15 protein-coding genes are annotated in these 16623 nt (G+C 40.8%); 12 read left to right on the top strand and 3 right to left on the bottom strand.

All coding sequences use genetic code 11. The features are described 5' to 3' along the window. On the bottom strand, nt 1–459 hold a 459-nt coding region (locus LC605_RS24060), incomplete at its 3' end, for a hypothetical protein (protein WP_229550028.1). A gap of 86 nt (nt 460–545) precedes the next feature. On the opposite strand from LC605_RS24060, the gene LC605_RS24065 reads away from it, so the two are divergent. Next, nucleotides 546–971: a phage virion morphogenesis protein gene (locus LC605_RS24065; RefSeq protein WP_229550029.1), complete on the top strand. Its 426-nt coding sequence runs from the start codon at nt 546–548 to the stop codon at nt 969–971. Here the strand turns inward: LC605_RS24065 and LC605_RS24070 are convergent. After that, complete coding sequence (locus LC605_RS24070; RefSeq protein ID WP_229550030.1) at nt 948–1265, bottom strand: helix-turn-helix transcriptional regulator; 318 nt, start codon at nt 1263–1265, stop codon at nt 948–950. The genes LC605_RS24065 and LC605_RS24070 overlap by 24 nt on opposite strands. Nucleotides 1266–1551: 286 nt before the next feature. Here LC605_RS24070 and LC605_RS24075 point away from each other — a divergent pair, with 286 nt between their 5' ends. The 3 genes from LC605_RS24075 (at nt 1552) to LC605_RS24085 (ending at nt 4959) form a co-directional block, all read left to right on the top strand. Further along, nucleotides 1552–2997 (top strand): DUF2213 domain-containing protein, encoded by a 1446-nt coding sequence (locus LC605_RS24075; protein WP_229550031.1) that lies wholly within the window; start codon nt 1552–1554, stop codon nt 2995–2997. Between the two features lie 143 nt (nt 2998–3140). Beyond that, the gene (locus LC605_RS24080) at nt 3141–4007 is read left to right on the top strand and encodes a hypothetical protein (protein ID WP_229550032.1); all 867 of its coding nucleotides are present in this window, start codon (nt 3141–3143) and stop codon (nt 4005–4007) included. A gap of 25 nt (nt 4008–4032) precedes the next feature. Further along, nucleotides 4033–4959 carry a major capsid family protein gene (locus tag LC605_RS24085; RefSeq protein WP_229550033.1) on the top strand — a complete coding sequence of 309 codons (927 nt, stop codon included), beginning with the start codon at nt 4033–4035 and terminating at the stop codon, nt 4957–4959. A 36-nt stretch (nt 4960–4995) separates the two neighbouring features. On the opposite strand, the gene LC605_RS24090 is transcribed toward LC605_RS24085, so the two are convergent. Continuing rightward, entirely contained in the window at nt 4996–5349 is a 354-nt protein-coding gene (locus LC605_RS24090; RefSeq protein WP_229550034.1) for a four helix bundle protein, read from the bottom strand. Between the two features lie 104 nt (nt 5350–5453). Here LC605_RS24090 and LC605_RS24095 point away from each other — a divergent pair, with 104 nt between their 5' ends. The 8 genes from LC605_RS24095 to LC605_RS24130 form a co-directional block, all read left to right on the top strand. Next, nucleotides 5454–5945, top strand: coding sequence for a hypothetical protein (locus tag LC605_RS24095; RefSeq protein ID WP_229550035.1), 492 nt, complete (start codon nt 5454–5456; stop codon nt 5943–5945). Nucleotides 5946–5952: 7 nt separating this feature from the next. Beyond that, nucleotides 5953–6351 (top strand): DUF4054 domain-containing protein, encoded by a 399-nt coding sequence (locus LC605_RS24100; protein WP_229550036.1) that lies wholly within the window; start codon nt 5953–5955, stop codon nt 6349–6351. Between the two features lie 136 nt (nt 6352–6487). Next, on the top strand, nt 6488–6865 hold the full coding sequence (locus LC605_RS24105; RefSeq protein WP_229550037.1) for a hypothetical protein: 378 nt from the start codon (nt 6488–6490) through the stop codon (nt 6863–6865). Nucleotides 6866–6874: 9 nt separating this feature from the next. Continuing rightward, entirely contained in the window at nt 6875–7948 is a 1074-nt protein-coding gene (locus LC605_RS24110; RefSeq protein WP_229550038.1) for a hypothetical protein, read from the top strand. A gap of 134 nt (nt 7949–8082) precedes the next feature. Then, complete coding sequence (locus tag LC605_RS24115; RefSeq protein WP_229550039.1) at nt 8083–12420, top strand: hypothetical protein; 4338 nt, start codon at nt 8083–8085, stop codon at nt 12418–12420. Between the two features lie 4 nt (nt 12421–12424). Beyond that, nucleotides 12425–15613 (top strand): hypothetical protein, encoded by a 3189-nt coding sequence (locus tag LC605_RS24120; RefSeq protein ID WP_229550040.1) that lies wholly within the window; start codon nt 12425–12427, stop codon nt 15611–15613. After that, nucleotides 15594–16019 (top strand): hypothetical protein, encoded by a 426-nt coding sequence (locus tag LC605_RS24125; RefSeq protein WP_229550041.1) that lies wholly within the window; start codon nt 15594–15596, stop codon nt 16017–16019. Before LC605_RS24120 ends, LC605_RS24125 begins: the two co-directional genes overlap by 20 nt. After that, nucleotides 15958–16623: hypothetical protein (locus tag LC605_RS24130; protein WP_229550042.1), on the top strand; the 666-nt coding region annotated here is incomplete at its 3' end. The genes LC605_RS24125 and LC605_RS24130, both read left to right, overlap by 62 nt.

Here is a 16623-nt window from a genome sequence, read left to right on the forward strand (position 1 = left end):
CAAGAAAGAAGTATTACGAGAAACCCCGGTATAAGTTGCTCCTGTGGCTAATATAGATATTGTGTCAATATTTTGTGTGCCGGCTCCATAGATAGTTGCGGGACTTGGCGCACTGAGGACATTTACAGCCACTGGCTTAGTATTTGAGGGAATCGCTGCCAAGATTGATTGCAGCGTACTCTCCAATCCTAGGGTGGAGATGATTGTTGTGGTGCGATCGCTAACAAGCTTCCATATTGCACTCAACCAACCATGCAATCCGATGCCACCCACAGGCATGACTACATTATTTATCGGGGTGTCACCAATGCGATCGCGTATTGCAGTTTCTAAGGCAATCTGGCTTTGCTGGTTAATGGCAGAGGCATCCCCACCACCGCCAGATCCATCAAAAGGATTGATTACATTGCCGTTAGCATCGACAACATTAACTCTTGGATACGATGTTTCTTCGGGCATTGTTATTTCTCCACGTACCCCAAGTTATCTTGAAATCAATATATTTTTTTAAGCTTTGCACTTTCAACAAAACCCCTACTCATCCCATGCCAGTATTCTCAATTCAATACAACGATAAACAAGTAAGCGATCGCTTGTCTCAAATCCTCGCCCAAACTGGTAATTTAAAACCAGCATTGCAAGAAATTGGCGAATATATGCTCTACGCCACCGATCAACGGTTTGTCACCGAAACAGATCCTCAAGGTATACCTTGGAAACCATTAACACCCTTTACACTCCGCCAGAAACGTGCTAAGGGAAGAATATTAAAAATATTGCAATGCACTGGACTAATGCGATCGCGGGTAAATTATCAAGTCATTGGTAATCAGTGCATTGTTGGCGTAAACGACGAGAAAGCGAAGAAGCACCAACTAGGAATAGGAGTAACTAAACGGGAATTCATGGGTGTTAGTACTGATAACACAGTAGAAATCATCGATATCCTAGACGAACACGTTAAACAATAAGCGAACTCGCTCTAAAACTTCCTGTGATTCGCGTAAATATCGATAGCTGTCTCTGGTTGCTAAAACGTCACTTGTAGTCCCAAAAACTTCGGCTATAGCTTTTACCAATGCGTACTCTGAGCGGTTTTTACCCGCTTCAATTCGACTCAGAGACTCATTACCAATGCCAATATAACGAGCAAACTCTAGCTGTGTTATTGGCACTTCTGAGCGCAGCATTTTGATGTTTTCACCTATGACTCGATAGGTGTCCAAATTTTGAACGTATCGCGGTAATCCTGCTAATTGTGGCATTTTCTTGAAGCACAAAACGATATGTACTGATTATATTTTGCTATTTCAACAAAATAAATTATTGAATTTGCTGAAATAGCAAAACAGATTTTAATTTTATTATCCAAATATATGATTAGCAAAGGGTCTGAATCCCCATCCTAAAACCAAACTTCTTCCGTCTTCCAACTTCCGTCTTCCAACTTCCAACTTCCAACTTCCGTCTTCCAACTTCCAACTTCCTTCTTCCAACTTCCTTCTTCCTTCTTCCTTCTTCCAACTTCCTTCTTCCTTCATTTATAAGATTGTGGCGATTAGATTTGATGCTGGCGAAATTCGTAAACATGAATTCACGGACGAAGGATACTTTCGTGCGGAAGCTGTGTTTGCCAGAGACGGCATCTTAGAATATCGCACTCCTGATGGAGGGGTTCGTAGAGAGTTAAGAACTCCTGAAGCTAACAAAAAAGCTTTAACAGGTTTTGGGCTAAAACCCATATCCCTGGAGCATCCACCAGTCTTAATTGACTCGTTAAATGCCAAAGAATATTCAGTTGGCTTAAGTGATTCTACGGTATTTTACGACCCAAGCGGATTTGTTAGGGGAGTAATTACTGTTCTCGATTCTGTGGCGGTAAATAGCATTCGTGAAAAGAAAACTCTCCAAATCTCTGCTGGCTATAAATGCAATATTGACCCGACACCGGGGGTGTGGCAGGGGCAGAGATACGACGCGATTCAAACAGATTTAGAAATTAATCACATTGCACTAACTCAAAAAGGGAGGGCAGGTGATAACGTAAAAATCTGTTTGGACGGTAGTGATGACCCTGATATTGCTTTTGAAGTCAGACGGAGGAAGTCAGACGGAATAGGGGAAGAAAATGAACCTCAACGTCCTCCTTCCTCCTTGTTCCTTCCTCGTTCCTCCACCAATAAAAAACCTATGGCGAGAGTGACTATTGATAGCGTCGAGTATGAAGATGTTCCGGAAAATTTTGCATTTGTAACTTCCCAAAAAATTAAGGAATTAGAGGCGATAAGGTCTAGAGCCGATTCCCTCGAATCAGAAAAACAATCTGCACTAGCTCGAATTACTGAACTTGAAAAACAATTTCAAGAGATAGAAGAAGAACGCGATCGCGCTTTGGGACGCGCTGATGGCTATGAAGAAATTGCCAATTCTGCTGTCCCTGTACTAGAGGAGCATGGGTATGTTTGGGATTCAGATGCAGCAGAGTTTGTGGCTGATTCTAAAGCCAAAAAACTATTGACACAAGACCCAGAAGAAGAGGAGGAAGACGAGGAGGAAGAAACAGACGAAACAGATGTTGAAGAGATGACCGAAACCCACAAAGGCAAAAAGCCTTGGATGAAAAAAGCAGCAAAAAAGGATTCTGTTAGCAACATTCTCTCTGCTTGGAAAAAAGCCCAAACTTTAGGAATTGAAGAAGAAAGGTTTGACTCGGAATTAGACGCTGATGAAGTGCGGCGGCTGGCTCTATCTGAATTGATGCCTGATGTTGATATCTCTGGCTACTCTCCTGCGTGGGTTGAAGGTTTATTTGATGCTGCCTACCTCCAATCACTTGAACAAGAGGAAGAATCCCGTACCGATAGCGTCTCTCCAAATCTGCAAGATTTGGTCAAAATCGCTCGGACTCCTACACGAGCAACTACCAATGCAGCAGCCGAGGAGCGATCGCGAGAAATTGAAAATGCGTGGCAACAACCTTTGTCTCTTAGTAGGTAAGGAAGACCGAAGTTGGATGAAAAACATCCTATTTGTTCTTCTTATCGTCCCTCTGACGCTCGTGTACTCGCTTTGCGCGTCGCTAACCTACTTCGGTCTTCTTATCGTCCCTCTTCCTACTTCGGTCTTACTTCACTAAAAATATGACTTTTGCATCAAATAATGTTGTAACTGGACAAACCAATTTTAGTCGATATATGCCCGTGGCACTGCCAGGGATGTTATCGGGAGTTGGGACTAATCAAATCTACCCACATACAAACACATTATCTGCTTTAGATACAGTTGCTATCACTCCTCCAGCAACTGTAGATAATGATGCTTTGTATAGTCTTACCGTTAATGGAACAACTATAAGTTTTACTACGGATAGTTCAGCTACAACGGCGGAATTAGGCGCTGGGTTGTATGCAGCAATCCGAACAGATCCAATTATTTACGGTTTAGTAGATGCCACCTTGAACACAGGAACTGGCGTTATTACCCTGGCTGCTCGTACCGTTGATTTAGCGATCGCAGTAACTACTAATTCTGCCAATACAACCAACGACATTGTAATTGCCAAAACAGTTACAAATTCTAAAAATAGTGTTATTCCTTTTGGTCGGTTTGTGGGGCGTAAGTCCACTTATTTTCGTAGTAACAGCGAAGGGGTTAGCGTCGCAACCTTAGTTGATGCAACTAGTGGTTATGAAGTTTTAGGAGTTACTTTATCTTCGCAAGCTACTCAAAAAGTTGGGACTTTTGGGCTTGCTAAAGATGGCTATGCTTTTGGCACGGTGATGAATGTGCTGAAAAATATTGGTACTTACAAAGGTGTTTGGGTAGAGGCAGTTGATGCCGATTTAGTTATTGGCGATACCCCATATATTGCAGTTGCTGCTGGTAATGAAGGCAAGATTACCAAAGTTTCTAGTGGCAATTTAGCCGCAGGGAGTAACATCAAAATCATTTCTGCAACCGAGCAATCTTTTGGTAAATATATCGTTCTTTGCGAAGTCAAATTATGAAAACTTATTTTATTTGGTAAATATAATGCCTATTTCAGCACAGATTCGCTTGGATGCTCCAACTGTAGGAGCATTTGAGCGCGAACTAGAACTTAGAGAATCGGTCGTTTTAAAACGAATGATGCCGGATTATAGTGCAGCATCCGGTAAGCTATTTCAAATTGAGCAATTAAGCGCACCTTGGGCACAAACTTCATCTTTTACGATGGTCGATGGAGTCGGTTCTTTTGAACTTGATACTGGCGATACCACTAATATGCCCTATGTGGATATGGTCGGTGAAGAGTTCTCGCAACGTGCTTTTAGATATCGCTCTGGCTATTATTTTGATGAGGATGAAGTAGAAGCAACGCTACATCGTGGTGTACCTATTGAGGAGCAAAAAATATTCTTGGTTCAACAGGCATACACGGAAACCATGAATAAATTATTGCTTTTTGGTGACAAAAAAACTGGTAATCCTGGTTTTATAAATCACCCTGCATGGTTGCGTTCAATCGCACCCTACAAATTAGATGGTAGTGTTACTAATCCTAACTATATACTTGCTACTTTAAACGCAGGTGTCCAGGGCATCAAAAAAGCGACAAACAAAGTAATTAAACCTGATACTTTGTTGCTTCCAGAAGACCGCTACGATTACTTGATGTCACAATTGCGACTCAACGACTTCCAAGAAAAAAGCGTATTACGCTTTTTCTTAGAGAATAACCCTAGTATTCGTAATATTGAGCCAATACCCGAACTAGAAGGTGCAGGGCCCAATGGTGAACACGTTGCTATTTTCTACAAGCGCGATCCTATGTGCTTTAAAGCAAGGGTCACTGACGCTTTCCGCCCACGCCCCTTGTACAATATCAATCCTTTTAAAGTTTATCGCGCCTACGCTTTCAAATTTAGTGGGTTAGTCGTTTATGTCCGCTATAGCTGTCACATCATGATTGGTATTTGAAGGAAGGAGGAAGGAGGAAGGAGGAAGGAGGAAAAATTAATTGTTTTGGAGTTTTTGAAGAGTAGATACCATTATGCGTTGTAAATCATCCACATCTTTCATCACAGCAATAAACAATTCAGGATCAGCCAATCCTACTTCTTTAGCAATTATTAACTGTGTATCTAATTCTCTCAAGCTACCCAAAGCAATTTGTAAAAACCTTATATACTCTGCTTTACTTACTCGTCCATATCCTTCAGCAATATTTGAAGGTACTGCAACAGCAGAGCGTCTGATCTGGCTAGTTAAACCGTATAGTTCGGAATTAGGAAAATGCTTTGTAATCTGATAACACGATACCGAAAGCTGAATACCACGTTTCCAAATAAATTGTTCTCGGTGACTCATAGAAGTCTGAAGGAACAAGTTAGAAGTACTTTTCTAATCCTATCATCCAACTTCGGTCTTCTCTCATCCTCCTTCCTCCTTCCTCCTTCCCTCTTCCTTCCCTTATGACTTACCTAGCAATTATTTACAATCAAGATGCAGAAAAACGCCAGCCTGGATTACCTTTTGGGATGAGAGGCGATCGCTTATTTCACTACGTCATAGATCGTCCTAAAATTAAAGGTGAGCGAGAAAAAGTTGAGGTTGATGGGGTTGTTTTAAAAAAAGGCACAAATTTTGTTGATGCCATAGCATGGGAAGCGGTAAAAAAACACCCATCCAATGAACTTGACTTGCAAAGACTGACTAAGCTTAATGCAATTGTTGTCTACATCCCGGATGATCCAGAAACTGCCGCTAAAGATACGACAGATTTTGCTGATGAATCTATAGTCCAGGAACTAGTAGAAAATATCTCTGATGTTGAGTGGCTTAAACTCAGTATCAATGTTGATCGCCGTATCCCTGTTCGGAAACTAATTAGCGATCGCTTAAAAGATATTGATGAAGAGACATCCGCTATGCGTCAAAGAATTTCTGCTAGTTCTTTAGCGTAGGTGAGTTATGAGCCTAGTAACCATTGATTACTTCCTAGCCCACGGGTACAACCGATTTGCAACAGTTGAACCTCTACTTATTCAAACCTGGCTAGACTCTGCCACACTATCATACGTTCCAGCATCTTTATGGGGCGTACACAGAGTAGCAGGCATTATGCTTTGTGCCGCTCACTTTCTAGAGATGGAGTGGGCACAAACTGCTGAAACTGCTGGGAATGCAACTGCGATCGCATCTGGTAGTGGTGGGCGATCGCCTTCAGCACAGCAAGACGATTTCCAGTTAACTACATGGGGTAGAAGATTTTCGTATTTACGCACTGGGCTGCAAAATGGCACTATTTCGCCCCTTGCTGATGAGGCATTTTCAGGGATACCTACATTAGGAATTGGGTTCCCATTGTGAGTGATTACATTGACCAAATGATAAGGATTTACCCACCGAAAGAGCGATCGCATTTAATCCAACCAACGGCAAAATACTTGTTTTTAGGGGAGGTAATTCTACAAGCGTTTATTTATCTTCAAAAGATTTAACTAAAATGCGTGGTGCGATTGTTACCCACAATCATCCAAATCTAGGATGGGGTACAAAGGACGCTAGAAGCAAAGGGTTGAGCTTTTCATCAAGTGATATTGAAGTTGCTTGTAGGGCAAATATGGGGGAGATTAGGGCAGTATCTAGCGGGTACAAACATTCCCTAAAACCACCAAGTAATGGATGGAATGAACAATACTGGCGATCGCGGGTTGAACCGACTTATAAAAAGTATGAGCAGCAAGTATATAAAGAATCTGTAACCAATATTCTTCTAGGTAGAAAAAAAATAGACCAAGCAGAAGCTGATTACCACCATGAGGTAATTAAACGAACTGCAAATCAATTAGGTATGAGGTATTCAAGAACTGAAATTAATTAGGAGGACATAATGGTAACTACTGCTGAAATTGAAGAAAGGAATGGTGCGATCGCTGATATTTTTGTAGAGGAGTTTGACGCTCCATTACAAGTGTTGACGGCACACGAAGATGAAAATGGGGTAATTTTTGGCAATTTAATTAGTTCAGGTGAATTTTATACTTATGCTTTTGATGATGAAAGCTTGGGTGTTGTTCATCACGAAGCAGAAACCGAAGAATTGAACGAATATGCTAGGGGCTTACTGGGCGGATACGGGATGCATACCGATAGTGAGTCGCCTTATGAATATACTTTTGGACTTATCCGAACTGACGCTCAGGTGCGTTGTACAAAGGGTGGTACACCTTGCGGAAAAGTCTGTTTGCCCAAAGGTGCTGTTTGTAGGAAATATGGGGGCGGTAGTACAACTGGAGGTAAGCTTAAAAGTGGCGGTGGCGCGGCCCTTGCTGGTGGTATTGCTGGAGGTGTAGCAACAACGGCTGCTCTTGGTGCTGCTGGGGGACTAGCTTATTTAAACCGCAAGAATCTAGCTACTGGTGGAAAAGCAGTCGGGGAAAGACTTAAAAGGGCTGGGACTGAAGGTTATGCCGAGCTAAAAACAGGATTAGGTGCTGCAAAAGAGAGTTTAAATGCAGGATTTAAGTCCGCAAAAGAACTAGATCGAGGTTTTGAAAACACTGAAACCACTATTTCGGGTAAAGATAAATCAAACTTTAATCTTTTACGAAAAGCTACAGTAAGCGGTGCAGCAGGCGCAGGAATTGGAGGCGCTGCTGGCGCTGCTGCTGGAGGGGTAGAAAATGCTGCAAGAGCGGTGGGGCGTAATCTAAAAGCAGCAGGTAAAGATGTGAAGATGACTTCCACAAATAGTTTCAATACAACTGCAAAAGCCGCTAAAAACGTTAGAGAACGGTTTTTTGGTAAGCAAGCTAAAACTGTCCCTGTAATTCCCTTAGATCCACAGCCAATCAAAACCCCTGAAGCAGAATCTAAACCTACTACGGTTAGAGTTACGCCGGTTCCCCCAGCAGGTAAGAAAAAACGGGGTAGACCTCCTAAAAGCAAAGAAAGTAATGAGTAATAAGTAATGAGTAATAAGTAAATAACCATTACTTATTACTCATTACTCGTTACTTAGATATGTAGTCAGAAATCCGGGAATAAGTACATGGTCGTGCGTAGTTCACCGCCGTAGGCATCGCTCAGGGGTATCTTATGACAACAACTGCTTATCTAAAATCTAAAAAACTAATACTTGATTCTGTTAAGTGTTCTAAAGGCAAACCATGCGGGGATAAAATCTGTATCCCCAAAAGCAGTAAATGCAATATTGGCAATAAACAAGTTCTAAAAACACCAGGAAACAAAAAGAATAATAATGCTGGATATGCAACTCTAGGGGTAGGCATTGGCGGCACGTTGGGGACAGCTACTATTGCTGCTGGATTAGGAGTTTTAACCGCAGCAAAATTAATTGAAATAAAAAATAGATATCAAGCTAATTTTGCTACTAGTGCCATTAGCGCTGAAATTGAATCTAGAAGCATGAAAGTACCAAAACTAGAAAAAGATGTAAATACAGTAATTTTAGCTGTAGGCGGTTTTGGCACGGAAGATGCTTATTCTGAAAGTGTTGTGTTAAAAAATAATATCGAGTCTTTGGGGTTGAAAGGGTTACACGTAGAGCCTCAATCTTATGCTGGATTCAATGTACCAACAAAGCCACACGACAGAGCAAGTGCAGGAAAATCAGCCCAGGAAGCAAGAGATTTATTTATTAAAACCGTTGTAGATACTGGATACAACCCAGTTGCAGTTACGGTAGCGGCAAGGTTAATGGCTTATCAAAAAGCTAATCCAGGTAAAGAGTATCAATTAATGGGGCATTCTGGAGGTGGATTAATCGCTCAAGAAGCTCATGAAATTTTACATAAAGCCAAGATTAATATTAAAACTACTGCTATTGGTAGTCCCGATGTTGGGCTGATTCCTGGTACTGGCGATTTAGTAACTACCACAAGTCGGCACGACAAAATTCTAAAATTATCTAATGGCCGTGGTGTTAACGGCAAGGCATTTAATAATGTCGAAGGCCATGCCCAAAATGAGTATTTTGCAGATAAAGATTTTCGGAATTTTATTACCCAAAGACTTGCATCATCGCGTAAGGATAGGTTTGATGAGGCTATTTGTAAAATTGGTAAAAATTGCGGTGATATTTGTATACCTAAAAAATCTACCTGTAAAGCAGAAGAAAAAAAATCTGTTTTTAATCAAAGTCCAAAAACACTATCTAACAATAATTTAGCAGCCGCGGCCGGAATGTCGCTAGGTGCTGCTATTGTCGGACTGCCCCTAGCTGCTTATGCTGTACAAAAAGTAAGATTCCAGATGGGCTTTTCTAAATCAGCAGAGTTAGCGTCATTGCAGGCTGAAAATTACAAAGTTCCAGAAAAAGTCACCACAGGATTTCGTTCGATAGATGATCAGCAGACGGAAAAAAGCTCCATTAAGTCTGGGATAAAAAGCATTGATACAAAAAAACCAGCAGAACAAATTACATTTTTTGCAGGTGGCATAGGGGCTGTTAATGGTTTAGAGGGAGATCACGTTGGGCAGCAAATTTCTAAAATGCTGCCTAATCATCATATTGTATCTATCGAGACTCCTGAACAAGATGTTTCTTTTGAAGAAGGTGATACAGCTGTTAGTCCAAGATACTTAAAAAAAGTCGTAAAAGGGCTACTAATAGATAATTTAAAAAACGGTCGAAGTGAAGTAGCTGTAAGAATTGCTGCACGAGCTTATGCTTATAACCAAAAACACCCCAATCTACCTATTAATCTAATTGGACAGTCTGGGGGTGGGATGCACGTCAGAGAATCCGCAGAAATATTGAAAAAGATGGGTGTTAAAGATGTCAAAGTTGTGGCAACCGGCAGTCCTTATTTTGGTTTGACATCTCCAACAGGAATTACTTTAGTCGATCCTGATAATGACCCCGTAGATAAAATGTATGGAATGACAATGCCTAACAAAACAATTGTTGAAGCGCAAGGGCATTCTTTGTACTTCTCTCAAACTCCATACAAAATAAAAGATGAGGATGGTATTTGGAGGCAAAAAGTTTCTGAAAACATTTGGAAAGAATCCGTTCCTAATAAAAGTGTTCAAAAAGTATTATTAAATTACTTCGATCGCCAGAAGAAAGAGAATCATCCTTCTGACCTCTTCCCTCTGACTTCTGACTTAGTTAAAAATAAAAAAAAGCGTATTGATGCAGCAAGCTCCCCTTCTAGCAATACTTTACAGCAACTTCAGAAACAATTTTCAATTATTCTATCTAGAAGCTATGGCAAACCAATTGTCAAGATTGGTGGTATTAAAATATCTAGAGATAATACTGTTACAGGCATAGCTCAAGATAATTTTGGCAAAATTATAAAATTCACATTTAAAGATGACAAGCTTACTTATGAATTAAGTAAAAACTCTGTAAAGATGGATTCTTCCGAATTATGGCAACTGATGGTAACTTCTTACAGAGAAGATAAAGCATTTATAAAAAAAAACTGTAAAAAAGGTTTAACTTGTGGTGATACTTGTATTCAAGCAAATGACACTTGTCGTTTGAAGCTTAATCAAATTGCTAACCCTTCCGAAATTTCTCGGCTCAAGCAGACGGTTGTTAAGTTTAAACTTGAGCAGAATGCCAATGTTGCGCCTACACCGCCACCAGAGAATACTCCATTAGAAGAAGTACCAATAAAATCTAAGTATATTGTTAATCCGGAAACAGGCATTCCTTATACAATTCGTGAACTTAGGAAGCAGGCATCTGAGAAAAGGATTTACGGTTATGGGTCAATGACAATTAAAGAATTACAAGGAACGTTGCAACTCTATGACCAAAAGCCAGAATCACGAGATAAAATTACTCGTGGAATATCAAAACGCACTGGCTTTGGTACTAGAGCGATCGCAATTTCAGGATTGTCGGGAAGAGGTACGCCACTTGAGCGAACTACTAAGCGCAATCTCAAAGATACTGTTGACACTTGGCGCAAGTTGGAAGCTTTAGCAAAATTTGCTAGTAGCACACCAGTTAAATGGGGTGCTGCTGCTGTCGGTGCATTTCTGCTTGGACAAACAATTAAAAACTACGAACGAGCTAAACAAAGCTACCGTGAAGGTTTTGCTGAGTCAGCCAGAATTGCAGAAGAAAGAGCGAGTAAATTAAATATTCAGCACCCAGTAGAACGAGATGGGGTAGCAACATTGCTACCTAGTGGAAAACCTAGAATGAGTTCGCGAATAAATCAAGACAACATTACCTTTGCTGTGGGTTCTGGTAAAGGTTATGGTGCAGAAGACATGAAAACTATACTGCAACAAGAGAAAGACCCTCAGAATGCTAAAGATTACTGGTTTGCTCACAGTAATTATGTCGTCCCTTTCAATCTCAAAGAATTTGGTACGCCTGCTCCGAATGGTGGGGGAGAGCCAGGAATTGCTAGTACTGTAATTAACGGTGTGGGTGGGATAGTCCAGAACTTTGCTCGTAAACGTAATCAAGATGCAGTAGATTTAGCCGCTCAAATTTACGCTCATGCGATCGCAGTTTCTCCAACAGACGGTAAAACGCTAGTTAACCGCAATAAGAAAATCAATATTGTTGCTCATTGCAACGGGGGACTAGTAACTAAAGAAGCATTAGAAATAGTATCCAAAATGGAGCTAAAAGGTAGCCCTACTGGAAAAAAAGTATTAGAGCAAGTAAACGCTGTTTATTTGGGAACACCGCATTTTGGATTTGCTGAAAATGTTTCGCGTCGTCAACGCACAATTGTTAGTCCACAAGATCCAATATCTGTTTTACCCACTTTTTCAGAAGGTGCAAGGCAACAATGGATTAGTTCAGTTGAAGGAGGTTCTGCTAGCGATTATTTAAATGATGAACGGGTGAGAGACTCTATTCGTGAAGCTTTTGGTTATTACCAAGGTAGTCCAGAAGAGGTTAAACGTAGAGTTAAAAAACGTGGTGATTCAGTAGATGATGCTTACTCCCTAGAAAAAGAGTTAATTCGTTTAGACTTCTTCAAAAAATGCAAAACTGGAACTCCATGCGGCGAAGTTTGTTTACCTCCTGGACGCAAATGCCGATTGAGACAATCTAAGTTAGATCCTAGAAAGTTATCAGCAAAACTGGGTAGAGGTACAGTATCTCAGTCTATCGGTGGGGTAGGGCAAGATTTAGAAAGAGCATATTTAAGGACATCTAGGTTAATTAAACAAGCACAGCGTAAATCAAATAAAAAACAAATACCCTTAACAAAAACAGAAAAAATTAAAGAAGTATTAGCCCATGAAGCAAAATTAGTGGGTGTGCTGCTTGGACAGGGTACTATATCCAAAACCTTGAAATCGATAGATGAGAAACTGATTGATTTTTCTGATTTTGCGTCCGTTGCTCCAGAAAAAATATCAGATGCGATCGCAGAGGTTCAAGCAAGTTTATCCAACTTAGTTAAAAAAACAACCAAGAAAACATAAATATATGGCAGCATCGGACGCTAACAGTAATAAAGTTCAAATTATCATTGAAGCTAAAGATGTTGCTAGCGATGTTTTAAAAAAAACAGGCATTTCTTTTGGGAACTTAAACAAAGAAACTACCGGATTATCTAAATCTTTAGTTGGGGCTGGGCAAGCATTACAAGTAGTTGTTAACTATGCCGATAAAACTCTCGTAAAACTTACTGATACAAGTCTTGCCATCGTTGGGTTAGGTGTTGCTGTAACAGGTGCTTTGGGTGGTGCAGTATCTAGCCTTGCTGGACTAACCGCAGTAGTAGGGAAAATCAAAGAAGGTATAGACTCGCCCATAGGGCAGACCTTTATTGGCAAAATTCAAGAAGCAGCTGAAGATGCTACCCAAGAACTAGCACCCCTTAGTATATTACTTAAAGAAGTGAGTACTGTAGGGGCTAGCTTCGGCACAGGTTTTACCCAGAAATTATTTAACCTTGATAGTCGAACGATTGCTCAACAATTAGATGACGGCATCACGCTAGGTATTGGGCAGATTGGTGATAAAATCCGCAATCCTTTGAAAGATGCTTTAGGCACGTTTGGCAATGAGGGATTGCTAGTAGTTGGTAGAGTTGCTCAACGTTTAGATAGAGAGCTTTCTAAAGGAATTCTTGATGCTACTTTTGCATTAGCTCTAGGGAAGGGTACAGCCCAAGATATTATTAAAAATATTGCAACTAATCCTGCAATCGCCCAATATTCGCCAACTTTTATTAGATCGCTGCTAAGTGGTTCTACAGCAGGCGCAGTTGATAATTTACTCTTAGGCATTTCTCAGCAAATCAAAGGTTCCCAATTTAGCCCAATTGCTGATTTGTTAGGGCAGAGTAGGCTACAAAATCAAATCCAAATACTAGCTAATTTAAAAATAGATACAAGTAGCGTTTTTACTCAAATAGATAAACAATTGGCGGATGCGGTACTTGACCAGAGGATTGCCCAACTTCTTGGTAGAAATGTTTCTACTGGTTTAATCAAGAGCCTTTTGCAAAATCCTGCCATTAAAGGCATATTATCGGCTGGAATTCAAGACTTAGTAAATGGTTCATTTACTGACGCTTTGTTGAAAGTAACTCAGCAAAGCATATCTGCACCCCTTGGGAATCTCTTCAATTTGGCAAATACCTCCGTTGAAAATATCGCTTTTAAATCAGGGGCTAGACTAGCCAATCGATTATTTGATGGACTCGATCCAGTAATTAAACAGCGCAACCAAAGAAGCCGCGACATTCTTGGCAGCACTTTTGATGGTGTCGGCGAAAAATTTACTAAAGGTCTGGGTCTGGGCACAAGCAGTAGACCAATTCTTAGTGGTGCTAGAGGTGGGGCTGTATCTGCTTTGTCTAGCGGATTAATCCAAGGATTAGTTTCTTCGTTTTTACCTGCTCCAGGACTAATTATTGATCAACTAATAAATTTTGACACTATTGCTGATAGTCTTTTCAAGGCAATTGGCATCAAAGGAGAGCAAATACCAGGATTAAAACAACTTGATGTCATTCTCGGAAAAGTCGTGGCTGCGGGATTAGGTAAAGCCATTGATAATCGAATCCCGGTAATTTTAGCTCCTTTGGTTGACAATGCCGCAAACTATTATATAACAAGCCGATTCCGGGAAGTCGGAACTAATGCTGTTGCCTCTGCGGCGACAACTTTCCTGCCTGGGTATTTAAAAAATGTAGTCAGAGCTAGCTTGCTTGAAACTGGAGCAGCAGGTTTTGTTTTTGATGCCTTGCTTGAAAATCTTAAACCCGCGAAACTCATATCTAATTTTGCTGGTTTAGATGGTGTGCTTGCAAATGTTAAGACTAATGTAAATTCAGCTTTGACGCTTGTTGATACGGTTGTTCCAAGGATTGTCGGTAGTTTTACAAACCTAATTGATAGCGCAATATCTAGTATAGGTGCAGATGGTTCGGGTGGATTTGGTCAAATATTTAATGGAGCAATTGATAGCGCTAGAAGCGTAGTTACGGCCGTAAATCCAATTTTTAATCAAATTGTTACCTCTGTTGAAAGCAACTTTGGCAATGCGATTAATTTTATTCGACAAACCATAGGCACTATAGCAGGGGTAGTAGCTGAAAATCTAGGTAAAATAATTGGTGATTTTCTCGCAGTTGACTTTTCCCAATTCCCGCCAGGACTGGAAACAATAATTGACAACGTATTTGGGGGGGTATTTTCACAGTTATTTGGCAGAATTGGACAGAATGCTAATAGAGCATTCTTAGCAGGTTTCTTTGGGGCTGGGTTTGAGCGCATATCACCCGCAATTAACGCAATCGACCAATCTGTGATCAAAGTCTACAACACTCTTTCCACTCTCCCTGCCAAAATTGCTGGGCCGCTAGATGCGATCGCAATTCTCCCAGGTGCAGTAGCTGGGTTTAATGAACCACTCAAAGTATTTGGTTATTTACAAACTGCGGTTGGTGGCTTTGCTAGTGGTATTTCTTCAGTCATTGAGCGGGTAGCTTTTTTCGGACAAGGGTTATCTTCACTCCAGCAGTTTGCGACCACTGGCCCATTCAAGCTATTGATTGGACAGAACGTGGAACTACAGCAGCAGTTACTCTCGACTCAAGCCTCATTAGCTGCTACATCCAAAATTTATAACGGGTTTACAGGAGCGCAAATTACAGACCCGACAACCGCTATCAAGTCTTTACAAGCTCCAATCAGCAGCGCCATTGAGAAATTGAGAGTTGAGTCCTTGGATCTTGTGGGTGTCACATCTAAAGATTTGATTCCGCTCTATCAACAAATTGCTGGGACAATTACTAGTATTGGTGGAAACCTTTCAGATGCTAAGGATCTATCTTTGGATTTTGGAGCCAGTTTAGGTACACTTAATATACCTCTATATCAAAGTAGACAAGAAATAGGATCTATCTTGTCCGGGACAATAGACCAAAATTCTGTTCTAGCTAAAAGCTTAAATATCAGTAACGACCAAGTAAATAACTGGAAATCACAAGGAAGATTGGTTGAGGAGCTACGTAAAAAATTAGCACCCTTCCGCGTTGGGAATGCATTGGCTACGCAAACTTTGTCTGGTGTCACAAGTAACATCCAAGAAGTTTTTGACGAAATTGGGAGAAAATCTGGGGAAAAACTACTCGCTCCGTTAGTTGAACAGGTCTTTAGCTAACGGGGCTGAGGCGCTAGCAGGAGCAATTAAATTTGTTGGCGAAGCGCTGGGGCCAGCTATTCGCTTCATGACAGAACTTGTAAAAGCAGCCGGCCCTCTTGGTGGGGTATTCCTGCAATCGTTTGTCACCGTTAAAGCTTTATCGGTTGGAGTTAGTACGCTAGGTGATGTTTTTGGGACGCTAACGCAATTAGTCCCAGGATTGGGCGAGGTGATGTTTGCCCTAGATTTACGAACTAATGGTGTTGCTAACCAGTTCATTAATCTCTCTAAAGTTTTGGGGACTGGTGGCGGCGGATTTTTGAATCGCGCCTATACTTTTACTGCTTGCACCAATAATTGCATTGAGTGCTGCAATTGGATTAATCGGACTGGGTTTATATTCTCAACAGTTAGCAGATTCTAACGAAGCTACAGAAATACTCCGAGAGCAAACTGCACGGTTATCAGACCAAGCAATCAAAACTGCTAGTGGACTTAAAAAAGCTTCAGACATTCAAGCAGATGCAGATAAACGTGGTGTGAAATTATCTGAGGAACAGTACAAAGCTAACCAAAGGTTAATTGCTCAAGCTAATTTACAAAAAACGGACTTAACTTCACAACTTGCAGATTTAAAAAACCAATTAAAAGAAGTGGTGGGTGATGCAAATAAAGGTAATATTGAGATACAAATTGCCGAACTGGAATCACGGATTAAATTACTTGATGGGCTGGTTGGTAATCTTAAAATTAAGCCAATAGATTTACAACGGTTAGGTTCAGGGTATGAGCAACTTGCTAAATCTGCGGTAGGGGCTGAAGAAGCAATTCTCAAATCATCTGGGGACTCTGCTATATTCAAGCAAAAAGCTGAAGAACTTCTTGCCACTACCGAAAAACAAGCAGAAGCAGGACAAATCAGTGCCCAAGAGGCTATCCGCCGCTACAACTTAGTTGCAACAAATGCTTTTGCTTCTCAAGAACTTCAGGATAAGGCTCAACAGGGTATAACCGTTGTAAATCTATTG

Origin of the sequence: Nostoc sp. CHAB 5836 (genome assembly GCF_020829445.1) — a bacterium.
Taxonomy (GTDB): domain Bacteria; phylum Cyanobacteriota; class Cyanobacteriia; order Cyanobacteriales; family Nostocaceae; genus Nostoc.